Source organism: Sulfitobacter indolifex (genome assembly GCF_022788655.1).
Taxonomy (GTDB): domain Bacteria; phylum Pseudomonadota; class Alphaproteobacteria; order Rhodobacterales; family Rhodobacteraceae; genus Sulfitobacter; species Sulfitobacter indolifex.
Window position 1 is genome coordinate 1,357,136 of sequence record NZ_CP084951.1, and the last position, 17,969, is coordinate 1,375,104.

Below are 17,969 nucleotides of genomic sequence, written 5' to 3' on the forward strand. Positions count from 1 at the left end.
TGCGATGAAATCACCTGAACAATGGTCCGACCTGCGGGCGCGGATGCTATCGGCCAGCGCCATGATCCTTGTGGGCCTGCTGGGCATTTGGCTGGGCGGTGTGGTGTTTCATCTGCTGGTGGCCTTGATCTGCGGCATGATGGTCTGGGAATTGGTCGGCATGCTACGCGGGCCGGGGCAGGCGGAATCTTGGCAGCTTGGGCTGGTCACGGGCGTGGCGGTGCTGGCGTCGGTCTATCTGCCGGTGGGCTTTGGCTTGCCGCTGTTGCTGGCGCCAGCGCTTCTGGGGTTCGCGCTGTTGAGTGCCAACCGCACGCTTTACATGAGTTTTACCGCGCTGATCCTGCTGGCGGGCTTTGGTCTGATCCAGTTGCGCGATGACATGGGGTTTGGCTGGCTGATGTGGCTGGTACTGGTGGTCGTGGTCACCGATGTGGTCGGCTATTTTGCAGGCCGTGCCATCGGCGGGCCGAAATTTTGGCCCAAGGTCAGCCCCAAGAAAACATGGTCCGGCACCGCCTCGGGCTGGGTTGGGGCGGCTGTGGTCGGGCTGATCTTTTCGTTCAACACCGGCTTTGGGCTACAACTTGTTGGCATCTCGGTCGCACTGTCGATGGCCTCGCAGATGGGCGATATGGCGGAATCGGGGATGAAACGGAAGATGGGCGTCAAAGACAGCTCGGCCCTGATCCCGGGCCATGGCGGTCTGCTGGACCGTTTCGACGGTATGCTGGGCGCTGCTGTTTTTTTGCTGATTGTAGGGCCGCTGATCGGCTTCCCTCCGGGCGTTAATTAACCCGATATGCCACGTAAAATTTCGATACTGGGGGCCACTGGGTCCATCGGTCAGAACACGATTGATCTGATCCGCCGTGCGCCTGATGCCTATGACGTTGTGGCGCTGACCGGCGCCAGCAATATCGCGCAGCTGGCAACGGACGCGAAAGCGCTGAACGCCGAAGTGGCCGTGACCGCCCGCGAAGACCTGTTGGATGATCTGCGCGATGCGCTTAGCGGCAGTGGGATTGAGGCCGCCGCTGGGGCAGAGGCGATTACCGAGGCGGCATCGCGTCCGGCGGATTGGACGATGTCTGCGATCATCGGTGCCGCGGGGCTTGCGCCCGGTCTGGCCGCCCTGCGTCAAGGCGGCACGCTGGCACTGGCCAATAAGGAATCGCTGGTCTGCGCCGGTGCCCTGATCATGGGCGAGGCCGAGCGTCACGGCGCCACCATTCTGCCGGTCGACAGCGAGCATTCCGCCGTGTTTCAAGCGCTGGTGGGCGAGGATATGGCCGCCGTTGAGCGCGTCATCATCACCGCCAGCGGCGGCGCGTTTCGCGATTGGCCGCTCGAAGACTTGCACAATGCGACACTTGATCAGGCGTCAAACCATCCCAACTGGGACATGGGCCAGCGCATCACCATCGACTCGGCCTCGATGTTTAACAAAGCGATGGAAGTCATTGAAACGCGGGAGTTTTTCGGCGTCTCGCCCGAGGCTATTGAAGTGCTGGTGCATCCGCAGTCGATGATCCATGCGCTGGTGGGGTTCTGCGACGGTGGGTTGATGGCCCATGTCGGACCGCCTGACATGCGCCACGCGATCGGCTATGCGCTGCATCACCCGCAGCGCGCACCGTTGCCGGTGGAGCGGCTGGATCTGACCAAGATCGGACGTTTCGATTTCACCGCACCTGACGACGCCCGCTGGCCCGCACTGCGCCTCGCGCGGGAGGTTATGGCGGCAGGCGGCCTTATGGGCGCGGTGTTTAACGCGGCTAAGGAGGTGGCGCTGGATGGCTTCATCGCCGGGCAGTTGCGCTTTACCCAAATGGCCGAGATCGTCGAAGAGGTTCTGGACGCGCGCGCGTCTGACGCGTCTTTGGGCCGGGGCAGCGACGATATGACACTTGATCTGGTGGGCAAAGCCGACCATCTCGCACGTAAGGCTGCTAAGGCCGCAATTCTAAAAAGGGCAGGGTAGCACGTTGGACATCATGGGATTTTTGCCGGAGTTCGGCGGGCTGATTTGGACGATATTGGCCTTTGTCGTGGCGCTTTCGGTGATCGTGGCGATCCACGAATACGGCCATTACATCGTTGGCCGCTGGACCGGGATCAAGGCGGATGTATTTAGCCTCGGCTTCGGCCCGGTGCTGTTTTCGCGCATGGACAAGCGCGGCACGCGCTGGCAGTTCGCGCTGCTGCCCTTTGGCGGCTATGTGAAGTTTGCGGGCGATTCCAATGCCGCATCGGGCAAGGATGAAACCGCGATGCAGGCGCTGGCCGAAGACCCCGAAGCGCTGCGCCACACGATGCACGGCGCGCCGCTTTATGCCCGCGCGCTGACCGTGGCAGCAGGGCCGGTGTTCAACTTCGCCCTGTCGATCATTATCTTCTTCGCCGTGGCGATGACCGCAGGCACCGCGCGTGACCCGCTGACCGTGGGCGAGCTGCGTGATCTGCCGAATGCGGCCTATGAGCTGCAGTCGGGCGATGTGCTGCGTGCAGTCGAAGGTACGCCGGTGCCGTCATTGGCCGCGGGCGAAGGGTATAGCAATTTTCTGACGAACCTGCCGCAGCAGGCGGTGCTGAGCTATGATATCACCCGCGATAATGCGGAAATGACCGTACCCGGCCCTTATCTCTTGCCGCCGCTGGTCAGCAATGTCGCGCCACAATCGGCGGCCCATGAAGCGGGGCTGCGTGGTGGCGATGTGATTACAGCCGTCAACGGCCAAGAGATCGTGGCCTTTGGTGAGCTGAAAGAAGTGGTGGAAGCCTCTGAAGGTGCAGCGCAGCAGTTGACCGTTTGGCGCGACGGGGAAACTTTGGAGTTCACCCTTGTCCCCAAGGCCACGGATGAGCCCCAGCCCGATGGCAGCTTTAAACAAAACCTGCGCATCGGCATCGTCGGGGGCATGGCCTTTGTGCCCGCAACCGAAACACCCGGCGTGGGCGAGGCGCTTGGCTCGGGCGTGGAGAACACGTGGCGGATCATCACAGGCTCTCTGTCGGGCCTGCGGGAGATGATCGTGGGCAATATCAGCACCTGTAACCTGAGCGGCCCGGTGGGCATCGCCCAGACCTCGGGCGCGATGGCAAGCCAAGGGGCGCAGTCGTTTATATATTTCATCGCGGTGCTGAGCACGGCGGTCGGGCTGCTGAACCTCTTCCCGATCCCGGCTTTGGATGGCGGGCATCTGGTGTTTTACGCCTATGAGGCCGTGACCGGCAAACCGCCCAGCGATGGCGCGCTGCGGGTCTTGATGACCATCGGCATCACGCTGGTGCTGACCTTGATGCTCTTTGCGCTTGGGAACGATCTGTTCTGTCCGTAAGCGCGCCGCGCTATGCAACCGCCTTGCCCCAAAGGGGGGCAGGGCAAATTGCCTTCAAATCGCCACAATTGAACAAAATCGTGCCGTAATCTTTGGGTAAAATCTCTTCTCAATGAGAAGGAACCGAAGATGCATGTGATTCAAGGATCATACCGCGGCCTGAGCCTGCTGCTGGACCTGAACTGGGACCGCGCGCTTTTCGCGGCGGCCATTGGTGCCGCCCTCTCTGCCGGCGCCTTTGTCGCTTCTCTCTGATCTTAATGCTTTGCCAGGGCGGGCCGTTCTGTCCGTTATTGGCGTATGCTGTCATTCTCGCGCTTCCTGCCGCATGATATGGTAGATTTTTCCCTCCGTTGCTTTTGACAAACCCCGTTAACCTGCGTAGTCAGGTTGACAATTAATGTCGTAAAAAAACGGGTCGGTGTAATGGGACTGAGGAACGAGGGCAGAATGCCCATCGAGTGGGCGCAGCGCAGCAATGTCGGCAAGTCTCTGCGGGGCGCATCACTATGTGTCATGCTGTCCGTTGCATGGCTGGTGCCGGGCAGCCAAACGCTGGCGCAGCAGTATCAGTTCAACACTGTGGTCATCGACGGCAACGAGCGGATCGGCGATAGCGCAATTTTGCGTCAGGCCGGGATCGGCCAGGGGCAGGCAGTGTCGGGCGGGCAATTGAATGATGCCTATCAGAACCTACAAAACTCGGGCCTGTTTGAATCCGTTTCCATTGAGCCACAAGGCGGCACGCTGGTCATCACGGTGGTCGAACTGCCGACGCTGAACCGTGTGAGCTTTGAAGGCAACCGCCGCATCAAGGATGAGATGCTGGCCGAGTTGATCGGCTCAACCGAGCGTCGGGTGTTTAACCCCAGCCAAGCCGAACAAGACGCCGCCGCCATCGCTGAGGCCTATAGCAACGAAGGCCGCCTGTCGGCGCGTGTGCAGCCGCGCATCATCCGCCGCGATCAGAACCGCGTCGATCTGGTGTTTGAAATCTTCGAAGGCGACAACGTCGAGATCGAGCGCCTGAGCTTTGTCGGCAACCGCGTCTATTCCGACAGCCGACTGCGCCGCGTTCTGGGCACCAAACAGGCGGGTCTGTTCCGCCGCTTGGTCAAGCGCGATACCTATGTCGAGGGCCGGGTCGAGGCAGACAAACAAATGCTGCGCGATTTCTATCTTTCGCGCGGCTATGTCGATATGCGCACCGAAGCGGTCAATGCCGAACTGACCGAAGAGCGTGATGGCGTCTTTGTCGCCTATAACATCACCGAAGGGCAGCAGTTCCGCTTTGGCACAGTGTCGCTTGAATCCGAAGTGCCGGGGTTGAACGCTGCGGCCTACCGTGACCTGCTCAAGATCCGTCCCGGTGTGATTTATTCGCCGACCCTGATCGAAACCGACGTCGCCCGGATTGAGCGCCAAGCCATCCGTGATGGTGTTGATTTCCTGCGCGTCGAGCCGGTGATCGACCGCAACGACCGCGATCTGTCGTTGAACGTGACCTACAAGCTGACCCGTGGCGAACGCGTCTTCGTTGAACGAATTGACATCGAGGGCAACACCACCACGCTTGACCGGGTCATTCGCCGCGAGTTCGATAGTGTGGAGGGCGACCCCTTCAATCCGCGCGAAATCCGGCAATCGGCAGAGCGTATTCGCGCACTGCAATACTTTGAAACGGCAGAGGTCAACGCGCGTCAGGGTTCTAGCCCTGAGCAGGTCGTGATCGATGTGGATGTCGTAGAGAAACCTACCGGCTCGCTGAACTTCGGCGGCTCCTTTTCCAACAACGACGGTTTCGGCGTGGCCGTTAGCTTCCAAGAGGATAACTTCCTTGGCCGTGGTCAAAGGCTGAGCCTGTCTATCTCTACCGCTGAGGACGCCACCCGCTATGGTCTGACCTTTGTCGAGCCGCGCTTCCTTGGGCGTGATTTGGCCTTCGGCCTCAAGCTTGATTACGCAGAGACGAATTCCTCCTACACCAGCTATGACACCGAGCGTCTGGTATTTCAGCCCAGCCTGACCTTCCCAGTGAGCGAGAATGGCCGTCTGTCGACGCGCTACACGCTTGAGGGCATCGAGATGCTGAAGCGTGACGACGAGGACAACAGCGCGACGATCGCGAACGAAATCGGCGCCGGCGCGCTTTTCTCGTCTTCGGTGGGCTACACCTATACCTATGACACCCGCCGCACCGGATTGGACCCGACGCAGGGTGTCTTGTTCGAGTTCGGGCAGGACTTTGCCGGTCTTGGCGGCGACAACGAGTTCATCAAAACCACGGCGAAGGTCACAGGCGAGAAACTCATCTTCAATGAGGATGTGACCCTCCGGGCCACGCTCGAAGGCGGTGCACTGGCGTGGAACAGCGGTACCAACCGTGCTGTTGACCGCTTCATTCTTGGCCCATCGATCATGCGCGGCTTTGAGCCGGGCGGCATTGGCCCACGTGACCAGAGCAATGGCGTAGACGATGCACTTGGTGGTAACTTTTTCGCCGTGGCCCGTTTTGAGGCGGAATTCCCGCTGGGGCTGCCTGAGGAATATGGCATCACCGGCGGCGTCTTCTATGATGTGGGCAACCTGTGGGACTTGAGTGATGTGAACACCAGCGGCGGCACGATCGTCGGTGAAAGTGGGTCGTTCCGCCATGTGGTCGGCCTATCCCTCTTCTGGGACACACCGCTGGGACCACTTCAGTTCAACGTCTCTGACGCACTGAAGAAAGAGAGCTTTGACAAAGAACAAAGCTTTGAGGTCACTTTGCGGACCACGTTCTAAGCAAATGCAGCGCGCGTTCATCCCTTTTGTGATGATGCTGGCCGGGGTCACCCCCGGCCATGCGCAGCAGACCCCGGAAGCGGCACTTCAGATGGGCGAGGCCAGCACCCCGCAGGGTGTTATCAGCCCGGTGTTGACCATCGATTCTGAACGTCTCTTTCGGGAAAGCGCTTTTGGCGAGCGGGTCACCCGTGAGATCGAAATGCAAAGTGAGCAACTCGCCAACGAAAACCGCGAGATCGAGGCTGCGCTCGAAGCCGAGGAACGTGAGCTCACCGAAAAGCGCGCCCAGATGTCACCGTCAGCGTTCCGCGTGCTGGCCGATGCCTTTGACGAAAAGGTCCAGCGCACCCGGGCAGAGCAAGCATCGAAAAACCGCGTGTTGAGTGAGACTTTAGAATTAGAGCGGGACCGTTTCCTTTCGGCCGCGGGTCCGGTGCTGGAGCAGTTGATGCGCAATTCAGATGCGGCGGTCATTCTTGAGCGGCGGCGGGTCTTTGTGTCCTCCTCGGCGATTGAGGTCACGGATCAGGCCATTTCGCTGTTGGATGAGACAATCGGAAGCGGGCTGCCCGAGGCCGATTGAGCCCTGCGGCCTGCGGGGATGCTTGCCCCCAGCCGCCCAAATTGGTAGCCATTCAGCAACCTTCTGAGACAAAGGACAGTCCATGACCGAAGAGCTGCTGCGCGCCGATATTCAATTGATCCAGCGCATTTTGCCACACCGCTACCCCTTTTTGCTGGTCGACAAGGTCGAAGAGATCAACGGCACCGAGAGTGCTGTCGGCTACAAAAACGTGACCATGAACGAGCCGCATTTTCAGGGCCACTTCCCCGGCACGCCAATCATGCCGGGCGTCACCATCGTTGAGGCGATGGCCCAGACGGCGGGTGTCATGGTGGGTGCCGCGCTTGGCATGGAAGACCGCAACATGCTGATCTACTTCATGTCGATCGACAAATGTAAGTTCCGCCGCAAGGTTGGCCCCGGCGATGTGCTGCGGATGGACCTGAAAACCCTGCGCGGCAAGCCAGGTGCGAAGATCTGGAAGTTCAGTGGTGTTGCCACCGTTGAAGGCGAAATGGCTGCCGAGGCCGAGTTCATGGCGATGATGGACCTGCCACAGGACGCAGCATGAGCAATATCCACCCCAGTGCCGTGATCGAAGAGGGCGCGCAGATCGACCCTTCGGCACGCGTCGGCCCTTTTTGCGTGGTCGGCCCTGAGGTCGTGCTGAAGGCGGATGTGGAGCTGAAATCCCATGTGATCGTCACCGGCCAGACTGAGGTCGGCGCAGGCACGGTGATTTTCCCCTTCGCGGTGATCGGTGAAATTCCACAGGATTTGAAGTTCAAGGGCGAAGCCAGCCGTCTGGTTATCGGCGCGCGGAACCGCATCCGCGAGCATGTCACCATGAACTGCGGCACCGAAGGCGGTGGCGGCGTGACGCGCGTGGGCGACGACGGGCTGTTCATGGCGGGCTGTCACATCGCCCATGACGCCATCATCGGCGACCGGGTGATCGTGGTGAACTCTGCCGCTGTCGCGGGGCATTGCGTGCTTGAAGACGATGTGATCGTTGGCGGGCTCTCGGGCATCCACCAATGGGTGCGCATCGGTCAGGGCGCGATTATTGGCGCGGTGACGATGGTGACCAATGACGTGATCCCCTACGGCCTTGTGCAAGCGTCGCGCGGTGATCTGGATGGGTTGAACCTTGTCGGGTTGAAGCGCGCAGGCGTGGCGCGCAGCGACATTACCGCGCTCCGTGCGGCGTTTCAGATGTTGGCGCAGGGCGAGGGGACGTTCTCGGACCGGGCGCGGCGCTTGGGCGAAGAAACCCAAAGCGATTACGTCCGCCAGATCGTGGATTTTGTCATGGCCGACACGGGCCGCCATTTCTTGACGCCGAAATGAGCCTTGCGCTGATCGCCGGACGCGGCGGCTTGCCCGCACGGGTGGCGGCAGCGCAGGCCGAGCCGCCTTTGGTTTGCGTCTATGAAGGCAGCGCGCCGGATGGGTTGAAGGCAGACCTGACGTTCCGGTTAGAGACGCTTGGCAGTATTTTGGCGCATCTTTTGGGCGTGGGCATTCGCGAGGTTTGTCTCTGCGGCGCAATCGACCGGCCGACGCTTGATCCCGCGAAACTCGATATGCGCACAGCACCTTTGGTGCCGCAATTCAAACAGGCGCTGGCGGCGGGCGATAATGGCGCGCTTGAGGTGATCAAGACGATTTTCGAAGACCACGGTCTGCGTGTTGTCGGGGCTGATGAACTGGTGCCGGACCTGTTGTCCGATAGTGGCGTGCTTTCGCGCGAGTTGCCAGATGAGCAGATGCGCCGGGATGCCGCGCGCGGGGCGGCCGTGCTGGGTGGCTTGGCGGCGCTCGACATCGGGCAGGCCTGCGTCATCGGGCGCGAACAGGTTTACGGGGTTGAGACCATCGGCGGCACGGATCACCTGCTGGCGACCCTGCCAGAAGCGGTGGGCGCGGCGCGTGCAGTGCTCTGTAAGGGACCGAAGGCTGGCCAAATCCGTGAGATCGATCTCCCGACCATCGGCCCAGACACATTGCGTGCCGCCCATGCGGCGGGGCTGGCGGGCGTGGTTGTCACTGCGGGCGGCGTGATGCTGCTCGAGCGTGATACCTGCGTGGCACTGGCTGATGAGCTTGGTCTGGTGCTCTGGGTCCGAGAGGAAGACGCGACATGAGACTGTTCATTCTGGCAGGCGAGCCTTCGGGAGACCGGTTGGGCGGCGCGCTGATGGCGGGGCTGAAAGAGCTTTGTCCTGAAGTGACCTTTGACGGCATCGGCGGGCCAATGATGATGGCGCAGGGGCTGGAAAGCCGTTTCAACATGGACGAGCTGAGCGTCATGGGGTTGGCCGAAATCCTGCCCAAATACCGCGCGTTGATGGCCCGGATCAATGAGACGGCACAGGCGGTGGTTGAGACCAAGCCAGACGTGCTCATCACCATCGACAGTCCCGATTTTTCCCTGCGTGTGGCGCGTAAGGTGAAAGAGAAATCTAACATCAGAACAGTGCATTACGTGGCCCCGACCGTCTGGGCATGGCGCCCCGGCCGGGCCGAGAAGATGGCGCGCTCGGTCGATCATGTGCTGGCGCTTTTCCCATTTGAGCCGCCCTATATGGAAGCGGCGGGTATGGCCTGTGATTTCGTCGGCCATCCGGTTGTGGCCGAGCCGATCGCCGATGATGCTGCCGCTGCGGCCTTCCGCGCCGAACATCGCCTGGCCGATGCGCCGCTGTTGCTGGCCTTGCCCGGCTCGCGCCGGGGCGAAGTCACGCGGCTGGCGCCGGTGTTTCAGCAGGTTGTAGCACGGCTGGTGGAGGCGGAGCCTTCCTTGCGCGTCGTGGTGCCTGCGGCGGCTCCGGTGGCCGCGCTGGTCAAACAGGTGACGCGCAATTGGGCAGGCAACCCGCTGGTGCTCGATCCGCGCGACCATACGACCGAAGAGTTCACCGCCACCAAACGCGCCGCTTTTCGCGCGGCGGATGTGGCATTGGCGGCCTCGGGCACAGTGTCGCTGGAGCTTGCTGCGGTGAACACGCCGATGGTCATTGCCTATGACATGAATTGGATCAGCCGTCAGATCATCGGGCGGATGCTGCGGGTGGATACGGTGACGCTGGTTAATCTGGTCTCAGAAACCCGCGTGGTGCCGGAATTTATCGGCGCCAACTGCCGCCCCGGACCCATTGCCGAAGGCGTCTTGCAGGTGCTGCGCGCACCCGGCGCACAGAAGGACGCAATGGCGCTGACGATGGAGCGATTGGGGCAGGGTGGTGAGGCACCGGGCCTGCGGGCCGCGCGCGCCGTGCTTGCGCGGCTGTAGGCGCGGCTAGCCCCGGTGGATCCAGCCACCCCCGAAGATGCGGGTGCTTTCAGGATCATAGAACACACAAGCCTGACCCGGTGACACACCTTCCTCGGCGGTCAGCAGTTCAACCTCAGCCTCTGTCGCGCTGATCGGACGCAGGATCGCATCGCGCGGCGGACGGGTGGAGCGCACGCGCACGGTGATGTTCCACTCTGACCGCGAGGTCAGGGGCTCATCGCCCAGCCAGTTGATCTCACGCACCGGGATTTTGCGGGTGGCAAGCATGGATTTCGGGCCGACAACGACCTCTTTACGCTCAGCATCCAGTTTTACCACATAAAGCGGATCCGCCAGACCGCCTATGCCCAAGCCCCGGCGCTGGCCGATGGTGTAGTGGATCACGCCCTCATGTTTCGCCAGCACATTGCCTTCGGTATCAACGATATTACCCGGATCGGCAGCCTCAGGACGCAGTTTGCGGATCACCGCAGCATAGTCGCCGTTGGGGACGAAACAGATGTCTTGGCTGTCGGGTTTGTCAGCCACCACCAGCCCATATTTTGCTGCCAGCGCACGGGTGTCATCCTTGCTCGGCAGATGGCCCAGGGGGAAGCGCAGGTAGTCGAGTTGTTCTTCGGTGGTGGAGAATAGAAAATAGCTTTGGTCGCGGTTGCCATCGGCAGCAGCGTGCAACTCGGGGCCGTTTTCGCCCATCTTGCGCTGGATATAGTGACCCGTAGCCATACAGTCGGCTTCAAGGTCCTTGGCGGTTTCCAGCAAATCCTTGAATTTCACCCGCTCGTTACAGCGAATGCAGGGCACGGGTGTCGCGCCGCCAAGGTAGCTGTCGGCAAACTCATCAATCACCGCGTCTTTGAAGACGTTTTCATAGTCCAACACATAGTGCGGAAAGCCCATTTCTTCGGCCACGCGGCGCGCATCCTGAATATCAACGCCCGCGCAACAGGCACCTTTTTTGGCCAGCGCCGCACCGTGATCGTAAAGCTGGAGGGTGACGCCGACGACGTCATACCCCTCATCCGCCAGCATGGCGGCAACCACCGAACTGTCCACACCGCCAGACATCGCCACAACCACCCGCGTGTCAGCGGGGGCTTTGGCAAAGCCAAGCGAATTGAGCGGCGGGGTCTGATCAAGGGCCATGGGTATCTCCGGAGTTTGTGCGCGAATATAGGAAAATCCTACCTAGTCACAAGGGCAGGCTTCACTCCGCGTTAAGGCACATGGGGGTTATTGGGCGCCAGAACAATGGCGGATGATGCGATGTACCTGAAAAAAGTCGATGGGCCACGGTCTGTTACCCTCGCTGACGGGAGCGTGATGTCCCGTGCCGACCTGCCCAGTGCCGATATCCGAAGGTGGGTCGCCTCTCGCAAGGCGGCAGTTGTGCGCGGCGTGGTCTATGGGCTGATCACCCAGTCCGAAGCTCTGGAGCGATATGGCATCAGTGAGGATGAGTTTATGGAGTGGCTTCAAGCGGTTACAGAGCATGGAGAGGGGGCGTTGAAGGCCACGGCCCTATATAAATATAGACAACTTTAAGTTGTTAAGATAGCATACTTAGTATCGGTAACGGGTAGTTAACCTTTTATGCTCAGGGTTGGACCATCGTCCCAGTTGAGCCGGAGAAACCGAATGCGTGTATTGTTAGTTGAAGATGACCCGACCACTTCGCGCAGCATCGAATTGATGCTGACCCATGCGAATCTCAACGTCTATGCAACCGACCTCGGCGAAGAGGGGATCGATCTGGCAAAGCTTTATGACTACGATTTAATTCTGCTTGATCTCGATCTGCCAGATATGAACGGCCATGACGTGCTGCGCCAATTGCGGCTGGCGCGGATTGATACCCCGATCCTGATCCTTTCTGGTGCAGATGACACAGAAAATAAGATTAGGGGATTTGGGTTCGGTGCTGACGACTATTTGACCAAACCGTTCCACCGCGAAGAACTGGTGGCCCGTATCCACGCGATCATTCGCCGCTCTAAGGGGCATGCACAATCGGTGATTGAAACTGGACAGGTGGCTGTTAACCTTGACGCGAAAACTGTCAGTGTGAATGATAGCCCCGTGCATCTGACGGGCAAAGAATACCAAATGCTGGAACTGCTTAGCCTGCGCAAAGGGACGACCCTGACCAAGGAAATGTTTCTGAACCATCTCTATGGCGGCATGGATGAACCCGAGTTGAAGATCATCGATGTCTTCATCTGCAAGTTGCGCAAAAAGCTGAGCCAGGCAACAGGCGGTGAAAGTTATATCGAAACGGTCTGGGGGCGTGGCTATGTGCTGCGCGATCCTGAGCCTGCAACGATGGATCTGGCGGCCAGCGCCTGACAGGCTGACTGCATGTCCTAAAACCGCTAGACCTGCCCCGGATCGCCACCTATCTAAGCGACAGGTGACAATATCGGGGGCAGATCGTGACATCCCAGATCGAAGTGGCGGCCCTGGACAGGGCGCAGGCAGAGACAGAACTTACCCGATTGGCAGCATTGCTGAACGCGGCGAATACGGCCTATCACACAGAGGATGCACCCGAGATTTCGGATGCGGAATATGACGCGCTCAAGCGCCGGAACGCGGCAATAGAGGCCCGCTACCCTGACCTTAAGCGGGACGATAGCCCTACAGAACAAGTCGGCGCGCCAGTGGCCGAAGGGTTCGGAAAAGTTCGCCACGCCGTGTCGATGCTGTCACTTGCCAACGCCTTTGATGCAGAGGAAGTAACCGATTTCGATGCCCGGATACGAAAATACCTTGGGGTCGAAGCCGATGCACCGCTGGCCTATACAGCGGAGCCCAAAATCGACGGGCTGTCACTTTCGTTACGCTATGAGAACGGCTTGCTGGTTCAGGCGGCCACCCGCGGCGATGGCGCGGTGGGGGAAAATGTCACCGCCAATGCACGCACCATTCAAGACATACCGCATCAAATAGATGAGGCTCCAGATCTGCTAGAGGTACGCGGCGAAGTCTATATGAGCCACGCCGATTTCGCGGCGTTGAACGAACGGCAGGCGGAAAGGGGCGGCAAAACATTTGCCAACCCGCGCAACGCGGCTGCGGGATCGCTGCGGCAGTTGGATGCGGAAATCACCCGTGCGCGTCCACTGCGCTTTTTCGCCTACGCGTGGGGCGCGCTGTCGGCACCATTGGCCGAAACACAAAAGGGCGCCATCGACCGTCTGGCGAAACTGGGCTTTGTCACCAACCCTCTCACAGCACTTTGCGACGGCCCGAGCGATATGGTCGCCCATTACGCGAAGATCGAAGCGCAGCGTGCCACGCTTGGCTATGATATCGACGGTGTGGTCTACAAGGTCGATGACCTGGCACTGCAGGAACGGCTTGGCTTTCGCTCCACCACACCGCGGTGGGCGATCGCTCATAAATTTGCCGCTGAACTGGCCTGGACCCGGTTGGAAGGCATCGACATTCAGGTTGGCCGCACCGGGGCGCTTTCCCCTGTGGCGCGGTTGCAGCCGGTCACGGTGGGCGGTGTCGTCGTTTCCAACGCGACGCTGCATAATGAGGATTACATCAAGGGTCTTGACAGCAAAGGTGCCGAAATTCGCGGCGGCAAAGACATCCGCGTCGGCGACTGGGTCCAGATTTACCGCGCGGGCGATGTGATCCCCAAGGTGGCGGATGTGGACCTGTCGAAACGCCCCAAGGATGCGGCGCCGTTTGTTTTCCCCTCTGTCTGTCCTGAATGCGGCTCTGACGCAATCCGCGAGCCGGGAGACGCAGTGCGGCGGTGCACGGGCGGGCTGATTTGCCCGGCTCAGGCTGTGGAAAAGCTGAAACATTTCGTCGCCCGCGGGGCATTCGACATTGATGGGTTGGGTGCCAAACAGGTCGAGCAATTTTACCACGATGGGTGGATAGCGGAACCGGCGGATATCTTTACCTTGAAAGAGCGTTTCGGCAACGGCGTCCAACAGTTGAAAAACCGCGAAGGTTGGGGACCAAAGTCGGCGGATAACCTATTTCAAGCCATTAAGGATAAGCGCAAAATTCCAATGTCACGGCTGATCTTTGCCCTTGGCATCCGCCATGTGGGGGATGCGGCGTCAAACCTTATCGCGCTGCATTACGGTGATTGGGACAGTTTTGAGACCGCCATGGCCGAGGCACGGGGGCTGGAAGGCCCCGCATGGGACGATCTGATCGCGGTCGATGGTGTCGGCAGCGTTATGGCGGGATCGCTCGTCTCGGCCTTCGCGCAGGAGGCCGAGCGCGCGTCAATCGACCGTTTGGTGGCGCATTTGACCGTCGTCCCGACTGAGCGTCCCGACACCGAGGGCAGCCCAGTGGCGGGCAAAACCGTCGTTTTTACCGGCACCTTGGAAAAAATGAGCCGAGCTGAGGCCAAAGCGCGTGCTGAGCGTTTGGGGGCCAAGGTTTCCGGGTCGGTCAGCGCGAAAACCGACATTTTGGTGGCCGGGCCGGGCGCGGGGTCCAAGGCAAAGAAGGCCGCTGATTTGGGCATCGAAACCTTGGATGAGGACGGCTGGCTTGCCTTGATTGAGGGTCAATGAGCGGCAGACCGGAACAGCTTTTCCCGCTTTTTGCCGGGTTGGAAACGCTCGAAGGGGTGGGGCCGAAGACCGCGCAATTGTTGAACCAATTGGCCATTCAAGCGCCGCGCGACCTCATTTTTACCCTGCCGCATTCCGGCATTGACCGCCGGTTGCGCGACAGCGTGCAGGACGCGCATTTGCCTGCGACCATTACGGTGGCCGTAACAATTGGCGCGCACCGTCCAGCGCGCACCAAGGGCGGCGCTTACCGTATTACGGTCGAAGACGCACAGACCAGTTTTCAGCTGGTTTATTTTCACGCGCGCGGGGACTACTGGCAGCGGCAATTGCCCGAAGGCAGCCGTCGGATCGTCTCGGGCCGGGTGGAGTTTTTTGATGGCATCGCGCAGATGGTCCACCCCGATTTTGCTGTGCCAGAAGAACAGGCGGGCGACATTCCGGATTTCGAGCCGGTTTATCCGCTGACCGCCGGTCTGACGCAAAAGGTGATGTATAAGGCCACGCGGGGCGCATTGGCGCGGCTGCCGGTGGTTGCAGAATGGGCCGATCCGGGGCAGGTGGCACAGGCCAATTGGCCTGATTTTGCGGCCGCCGCTGAGGCCGCGCATGATCCGCAAACCGCCCAAGACCTTACCGCCACGGCGCCTGCCCGCGAGCGGCTGGCCTACGATGAATTACTCGCTCATCAAGTGACCTTGGCACTCGCGCGGCAGAGCGAGCGGCGCAAAAAGGGCCGGGCGAGTCATGGCGACGGTCGTTTGGAGCAACGGGTGCTGAAATCGTTGCCCTACAGCCCCACCGGGGCGCAGCGCCGTGCGATCGACGAGATCACCGCCGACATGGGGCAAGAGACCCGGATGAATCGGCTTTTGCAAGGCGATGTCGGTGCGGGCAAGACGCTGGTTGCCTTCATGGCGCTGCTCCGCGCGGTAGAGGCGGGCGGCCAAGCGGTGCTAATGGCCCCGACAGAAATCCTTGCACGGCAGCACCTTATGGGGCTGCAACCGCTGGCAGAACAGGCTGGCGTGGTGCTGGAAATACTTACGGGGCGCGACAAGGGGGCGGAACGGCGTGCCAAACTTGCAGCGCTCGAGCGCGGCGATATCCAAATTCTTGTCGGCACCCATGCGGTATTCCAAGCAGACGTGAGTTTTGCTGATCTGCGTCTTGCGGTGGTCGACGAGCAACATCGTTTCGGTGTGCGCCAGCGGTTGGAATTAGGCCGCAAAGGCCGGTTGGCCGACGTGCTGGTTATGACCGCGACGCCAATTCCGCGCAGTCTTGCGTTGGCGCAATATGGCGATATGGATGTCTCAATCTTAGATGAAAAACCGCCCGGACGGCAGGCCATTCGCACCGCGCTGGTCTCGACTTCGCGGATGGACGAAGTCATCGAACGGATGCGTCACGCTATCAGCGAGGGGCGGCAGTGTTATTGGGTTTGCCCACTGGTCGAAGAAAGCGAAGTCAGTGATTTAACCGCAGCGGAGGATCGGTTTAAGCGGTTGCGCGCCGCCTTTGGCGAGGGTGTCGTTGGATTGGTGCATGGCCAGATGCCACCAGCTGAAAAAGACGCGGCGATGCGCGCCTTTCAGACCGGCGAAACAAAGGTACTGGTCGCGACGACGGTGATCGAAGTGGGGGTGGACGTACCCAATGCGACGATCATGGTGGTAGAGCGGGCCGAGATTTTCGGTCTTGCGCAGCTGCACCAGCTCAGGGGGCGTGTCGGGCGGGGCGAGGGGGCCTCGACCTGTTTGCTGATGTATCAAGCGCCGCTGAGTGAGACAGGCCGTCAACGGCTGGAGGTGTTACGCGAATCGGAAGACGGGTTCGTCATCGCCGAGACCGACCTAAAGATGCGCGGCACTGGCGATCTCATTGGCACCGCGCAGTCGGGCGTGCCACGTTTCCGCGTGGCGGATTTGGAGCGCCAAGCGGGGCTGCTGGCTGTCGCGCAGTCAGATGCCCGCAAGCTATTGACGGACGATCCGACCCTTGAAGGGCCGCGTGGCAAGGCTGTTCGCCTGCTGCTATGGCTCATGCGTCAAGATGAGGCGATCCGTTTGATTTCAGTAGGTTAGCATCAGGCAGCCATTTTTGTTCGCGAATGTTCTCATAAAGTTCTTTACAGGTGGGGCTGAAAATGAGAACAAAGAGGCAACAAAGATGAGGAGGTAACGATGATGACTTACACCACGTTGAAAACGATCGCCTTAAGGTCGCAGGCCACATTGCTGCAAGATGCAGCAGGGGCCGCAGCTTTGATTGTGATGCTGGTCGTCGGTTTGCATCTGCCCGCCTTTATCTGAGTTCTGCCTGAGGCTCTCATGCCGCTTTGTCTGCTGCATCCGTCCCAATTTGATGCACCGATTTGCCTGTCCGCGTCGGACTATGACCAAGCGGGTCCCACATGAGTAACGCCTACTAACGCCGCCATCCCCATCAGGATGTGCGGCGTTTTTTTTTATGGGAGCTGTTGGGAAAGAGACGTCTTCAGAAGCCCAGCAGGCTTAGCGCTCGCGTGCCTCAACAGGGGCTTCGGCATTTTGCATCGCCTCATTCAGTGCTTCGATGCTAAGCATGATGGACGCATGGCGGTTTTTATAAGCGGTCGCTGGGGTCAGCACTTCGAACCCGTCAAACGGGGCGTCTGGCACGGGGCCTTCGCCTTTAAGCATAGCGCGCAGTTGATCACGGGCGGTAGTGACCTGCGCGAGCGAAGCTCCGGGGGCAGCGGCGCCCACAACGGCGGCGGCAGCCTGACCCAATGCGCAGGCTTTTACGTCCTGCTTCATCTCAGCCAAATGTCCATCCTTGACGCGCACATCCACCGTCACCGTAGAGCCGCAGAGGGGCGAGCGGCGTTTGACGCTGGCCTGCGCATCCTCCATGCGGCCCAGATGTGGGATCTCTGCTGCAAGCGCCAGAATGCGCGCCGAGTAGAGCTTGATGAGGTCCGTCTCATCCGACATGGCTGTTCCTTTTCGTGCTGAAACCCTACATAAGCGCCGCAGACAAAGATGCAAATATTTCCACGAGGTGCCCGATGACTTTTGATCCTGCAAGCCTTCAATTTAATGAGGCCGGTCTGATTCCGGTGATCGCGCAGGATGCCCAGACCTATGAGGTGTTGATGCTGGCGTGGATGAGCGCCGAAAGCATCACGCGTACATTGGAGAGCGGCAAAGTCACTTATTGGAGCCGCTCGCGGCAGGCCTTCTGGGTTAAGGGCGAGACCAGCGGGAATGTGCAAAAGCTGGTAGAGATGCGCGTTGATTGCGACCGCGATTGTCTGCTGGTGTTGGTTGAGCAGAGCGGTCCGGCCTGTCACACAGGGCGGCGCAACTGCTTTTACACTGCCATTCAAGGCGGCGAAGAAGTCGAATTGATGAGGCCTATGGTTTAAGGCCTATGGTTTA

At 60.2% G+C, this 17,969-nt stretch carries 18 protein-coding genes; 16 read left to right on the forward strand and 2 right to left on the reverse strand.

Going from position 1 to position 17,969, the window contains the following annotated elements; all coding sequences use genetic code 11:
* Positions 1 to 4 precede the first annotated feature (4 nt).
* The 10 genes from DSM14862_RS06615 (at position 5) to lpxB (ending at position 9,988) form a co-directional block, all read left to right on the forward strand.
* Positions 5 to 796 (forward strand): phosphatidate cytidylyltransferase, encoded by a 792-nt coding sequence (locus DSM14862_RS06615; RefSeq protein WP_007120423.1) that lies wholly within the window; start codon positions 5 to 7, stop codon positions 794 to 796.
* Positions 797 to 802: 6 nt separating this feature from the next.
* Positions 803 to 1,984, forward strand: a complete 1,182-nt coding sequence (gene dxr / locus DSM14862_RS06620) for a 1-deoxy-D-xylulose-5-phosphate reductoisomerase (protein WP_007120424.1) — start codon at positions 803 to 805, stop codon at positions 1,982 to 1,984.
* Positions 1,985 to 1,997: 13 nt separating this feature from the next.
* Positions 1,998 to 3,341 (forward strand): RIP metalloprotease RseP, encoded by a 1,344-nt coding sequence (rseP, locus tag DSM14862_RS06625; protein ID WP_113075729.1) that lies wholly within the window; start codon positions 1,998 to 2,000, stop codon positions 3,339 to 3,341.
* Between the two features lie 129 nt (positions 3,342 to 3,470).
* Entirely contained in the window at positions 3,471 to 3,596 is a 126-nt protein-coding gene (locus DSM14862_RS21785; protein ID WP_007120426.1) for a hypothetical protein, read from the forward strand.
* Between the two features lie 195 nt (positions 3,597 to 3,791).
* The gene (bamA, locus tag DSM14862_RS06630) at positions 3,792 to 6,125 is read left to right on the forward strand and encodes an outer membrane protein assembly factor BamA (protein ID WP_007120427.1); all 2,334 of its coding nucleotides are present in this window, start codon (positions 3,792 to 3,794) and stop codon (positions 6,123 to 6,125) included.
* A gap of 4 nt (positions 6,126 to 6,129) precedes the next feature.
* On the forward strand, positions 6,130 to 6,711 hold the full coding sequence (locus DSM14862_RS06635; RefSeq protein ID WP_007120428.1) for an OmpH family outer membrane protein: 582 nt from the start codon (positions 6,130 to 6,132) through the stop codon (positions 6,709 to 6,711).
* A gap of 82 nt (positions 6,712 to 6,793) precedes the next feature.
* Positions 6,794 to 7,264, forward strand: a complete 471-nt coding sequence (gene fabZ, locus DSM14862_RS06640) for a 3-hydroxyacyl-ACP dehydratase FabZ (RefSeq protein ID WP_007120429.1) — start codon at positions 6,794 to 6,796, stop codon at positions 7,262 to 7,264.
* A complete protein-coding gene (gene lpxA / locus DSM14862_RS06645) occupies positions 7,261 to 8,043 on the forward strand; it encodes an acyl-ACP--UDP-N-acetylglucosamine O-acyltransferase (protein WP_007120430.1) in 783 nt (260 codons plus the stop codon). Before fabZ ends, lpxA begins: the two co-directional genes overlap by 4 nt.
* Entirely contained in the window at positions 8,040 to 8,840 is an 801-nt protein-coding gene (locus tag DSM14862_RS06650; protein WP_007120431.1) for an LpxI family protein, read from the forward strand. Before lpxA ends, DSM14862_RS06650 begins: the two co-directional genes overlap by 4 nt.
* Positions 8,837 to 9,988, forward strand: coding sequence for a lipid-A-disaccharide synthase (gene lpxB / locus DSM14862_RS06655; protein WP_007120432.1), 1,152 nt, complete (start codon positions 8,837 to 8,839; stop codon positions 9,986 to 9,988). The genes DSM14862_RS06650 and lpxB overlap by 4 nt, the downstream gene beginning before the upstream one ends.
* 6 nt (positions 9,989 to 9,994) lie before the next feature.
* On the opposite strand, the gene mnmA is transcribed toward lpxB, so the two are convergent.
* Positions 9,995 to 11,137, reverse strand: coding sequence for a tRNA 2-thiouridine(34) synthase MnmA (mnmA, locus tag DSM14862_RS06660; RefSeq protein ID WP_007120433.1), 1,143 nt, complete (start codon positions 11,135 to 11,137; stop codon positions 9,995 to 9,997).
* A 120-nt stretch (positions 11,138 to 11,257) separates the two neighbouring features.
* On the opposite strand from mnmA, the gene sciP reads away from it, so the two are divergent.
* The 5 genes from sciP to DSM14862_RS21790 all read left to right on the forward strand — a co-directional run bounded on the left by sciP (position 11,258) and on the right by DSM14862_RS21790 (position 16,859).
* Positions 11,258 to 11,536, forward strand: coding sequence for a CtrA inhibitor SciP (sciP, locus tag DSM14862_RS06665; protein ID WP_040701526.1), 279 nt, complete (start codon positions 11,258 to 11,260; stop codon positions 11,534 to 11,536).
* A gap of 93 nt (positions 11,537 to 11,629) precedes the next feature.
* A complete protein-coding gene (ctrA, locus tag DSM14862_RS06670) occupies positions 11,630 to 12,337 on the forward strand; it encodes a response regulator transcription factor CtrA (RefSeq protein ID WP_007120435.1) in 708 nt (235 codons plus the stop codon).
* An 86-nt stretch (positions 12,338 to 12,423) separates the two neighbouring features.
* Positions 12,424 to 14,544, forward strand: coding sequence for an NAD-dependent DNA ligase LigA (gene ligA, locus DSM14862_RS06675; RefSeq protein ID WP_050770425.1), 2,121 nt, complete (start codon positions 12,424 to 12,426; stop codon positions 14,542 to 14,544).
* Positions 14,541 to 16,631 (forward strand): ATP-dependent DNA helicase RecG, encoded by a 2,091-nt coding sequence (gene recG / locus DSM14862_RS06680; protein ID WP_007120437.1) that lies wholly within the window; start codon positions 14,541 to 14,543, stop codon positions 16,629 to 16,631. The genes ligA and recG overlap by 4 nt, the downstream gene beginning before the upstream one ends.
* A gap of 99 nt (positions 16,632 to 16,730) precedes the next feature.
* The gene (locus tag DSM14862_RS21790; RefSeq protein WP_007120438.1) at positions 16,731 to 16,859 is read left to right on the forward strand and encodes a hypothetical protein; all 129 of its coding nucleotides are present in this window, start codon (positions 16,731 to 16,733) and stop codon (positions 16,857 to 16,859) included.
* 201 nt (positions 16,860 to 17,060) lie between these two features.
* On the opposite strand, the gene DSM14862_RS06685 is transcribed toward DSM14862_RS21790, so the two are convergent.
* Positions 17,061 to 17,522 carry an iron-sulfur cluster assembly scaffold protein gene (locus DSM14862_RS06685; RefSeq protein WP_007120439.1) on the reverse strand — a complete coding sequence of 154 codons (462 nt, stop codon included), beginning with the start codon at positions 17,520 to 17,522 and terminating at the stop codon, positions 17,061 to 17,063.
* Positions 17,523 to 17,596: 74 nt separating this feature from the next.
* Between DSM14862_RS06685 and hisI the strand changes: the two genes are divergently transcribed.
* On the forward strand, positions 17,597 to 17,956 hold the full coding sequence (gene hisI, locus DSM14862_RS06690; RefSeq protein WP_007120440.1) for a phosphoribosyl-AMP cyclohydrolase: 360 nt from the start codon (positions 17,597 to 17,599) through the stop codon (positions 17,954 to 17,956).
* Positions 17,957 to 17,969: the final 13 nt, after the last annotated feature.

Excerpts from the sequence above, each read along its gene's own strand:
- DSM14862_RS06615 (WP_007120423.1), top strand. The coding sequence starts at position 5 with ATGAAATCACCTGAACAATGGTCCGACCTGCGGGCGCGGATGCTATCG.
- dxr (WP_007120424.1), top strand. The coding sequence starts at position 803 with ATGCCACGTAAAATTTCGATACTGGGGGCCACTGGGTCCATCGGTCAG.
- rseP (WP_113075729.1), top strand. The coding sequence starts at position 1,998 with ATGGGATTTTTGCCGGAGTTCGGCGGGCTGATTTGGACGATATTGGCC.
- DSM14862_RS21785 (WP_007120426.1), top strand. The coding sequence starts at position 3,471 with ATGCATGTGATTCAAGGATCATACCGCGGCCTGAGCCTGCTGCTGGAC.
- bamA (WP_007120427.1), top strand. The coding sequence starts at position 3,792 with ATGCCCATCGAGTGGGCGCAGCGCAGCAATGTCGGCAAGTCTCTGCGG.
- DSM14862_RS06635 (WP_007120428.1), top strand. The coding sequence starts at position 6,130 with ATGCAGCGCGCGTTCATCCCTTTTGTGATGATGCTGGCCGGGGTCACC.
- fabZ (WP_007120429.1), top strand. The coding sequence starts at position 6,794 with ATGACCGAAGAGCTGCTGCGCGCCGATATTCAATTGATCCAGCGCATT.
- lpxA (WP_007120430.1), top strand. The coding sequence starts at position 7,261 with ATGAGCAATATCCACCCCAGTGCCGTGATCGAAGAGGGCGCGCAGATC.
- DSM14862_RS06650 (WP_007120431.1), top strand. The coding sequence starts at position 8,040 with ATGAGCCTTGCGCTGATCGCCGGACGCGGCGGCTTGCCCGCACGGGTG.
- lpxB (WP_007120432.1), top strand. The coding sequence starts at position 8,837 with ATGAGACTGTTCATTCTGGCAGGCGAGCCTTCGGGAGACCGGTTGGGC.
- mnmA (WP_007120433.1), bottom strand. The coding sequence starts at position 11,137 with ATGGCCCTTGATCAGACCCCGCCGCTCAATTCGCTTGGCTTTGCCAAA.
- sciP (WP_040701526.1), top strand. The coding sequence starts at position 11,258 with ATGTACCTGAAAAAAGTCGATGGGCCACGGTCTGTTACCCTCGCTGAC.
- ctrA (WP_007120435.1), top strand. The coding sequence starts at position 11,630 with ATGCGTGTATTGTTAGTTGAAGATGACCCGACCACTTCGCGCAGCATC.
- recG (WP_007120437.1), top strand. The coding sequence starts at position 14,541 with ATGAGCGGCAGACCGGAACAGCTTTTCCCGCTTTTTGCCGGGTTGGAA.
- DSM14862_RS21790 (WP_007120438.1), top strand. The coding sequence starts at position 16,731 with ATGATGACTTACACCACGTTGAAAACGATCGCCTTAAGGTCGCAGGCC.
- DSM14862_RS06685 (WP_007120439.1), bottom strand. The coding sequence starts at position 17,522 with ATGTCGGATGAGACGGACCTCATCAAGCTCTACTCGGCGCGCATTCTG.
- hisI (WP_007120440.1), top strand. The coding sequence starts at position 17,597 with ATGACTTTTGATCCTGCAAGCCTTCAATTTAATGAGGCCGGTCTGATT.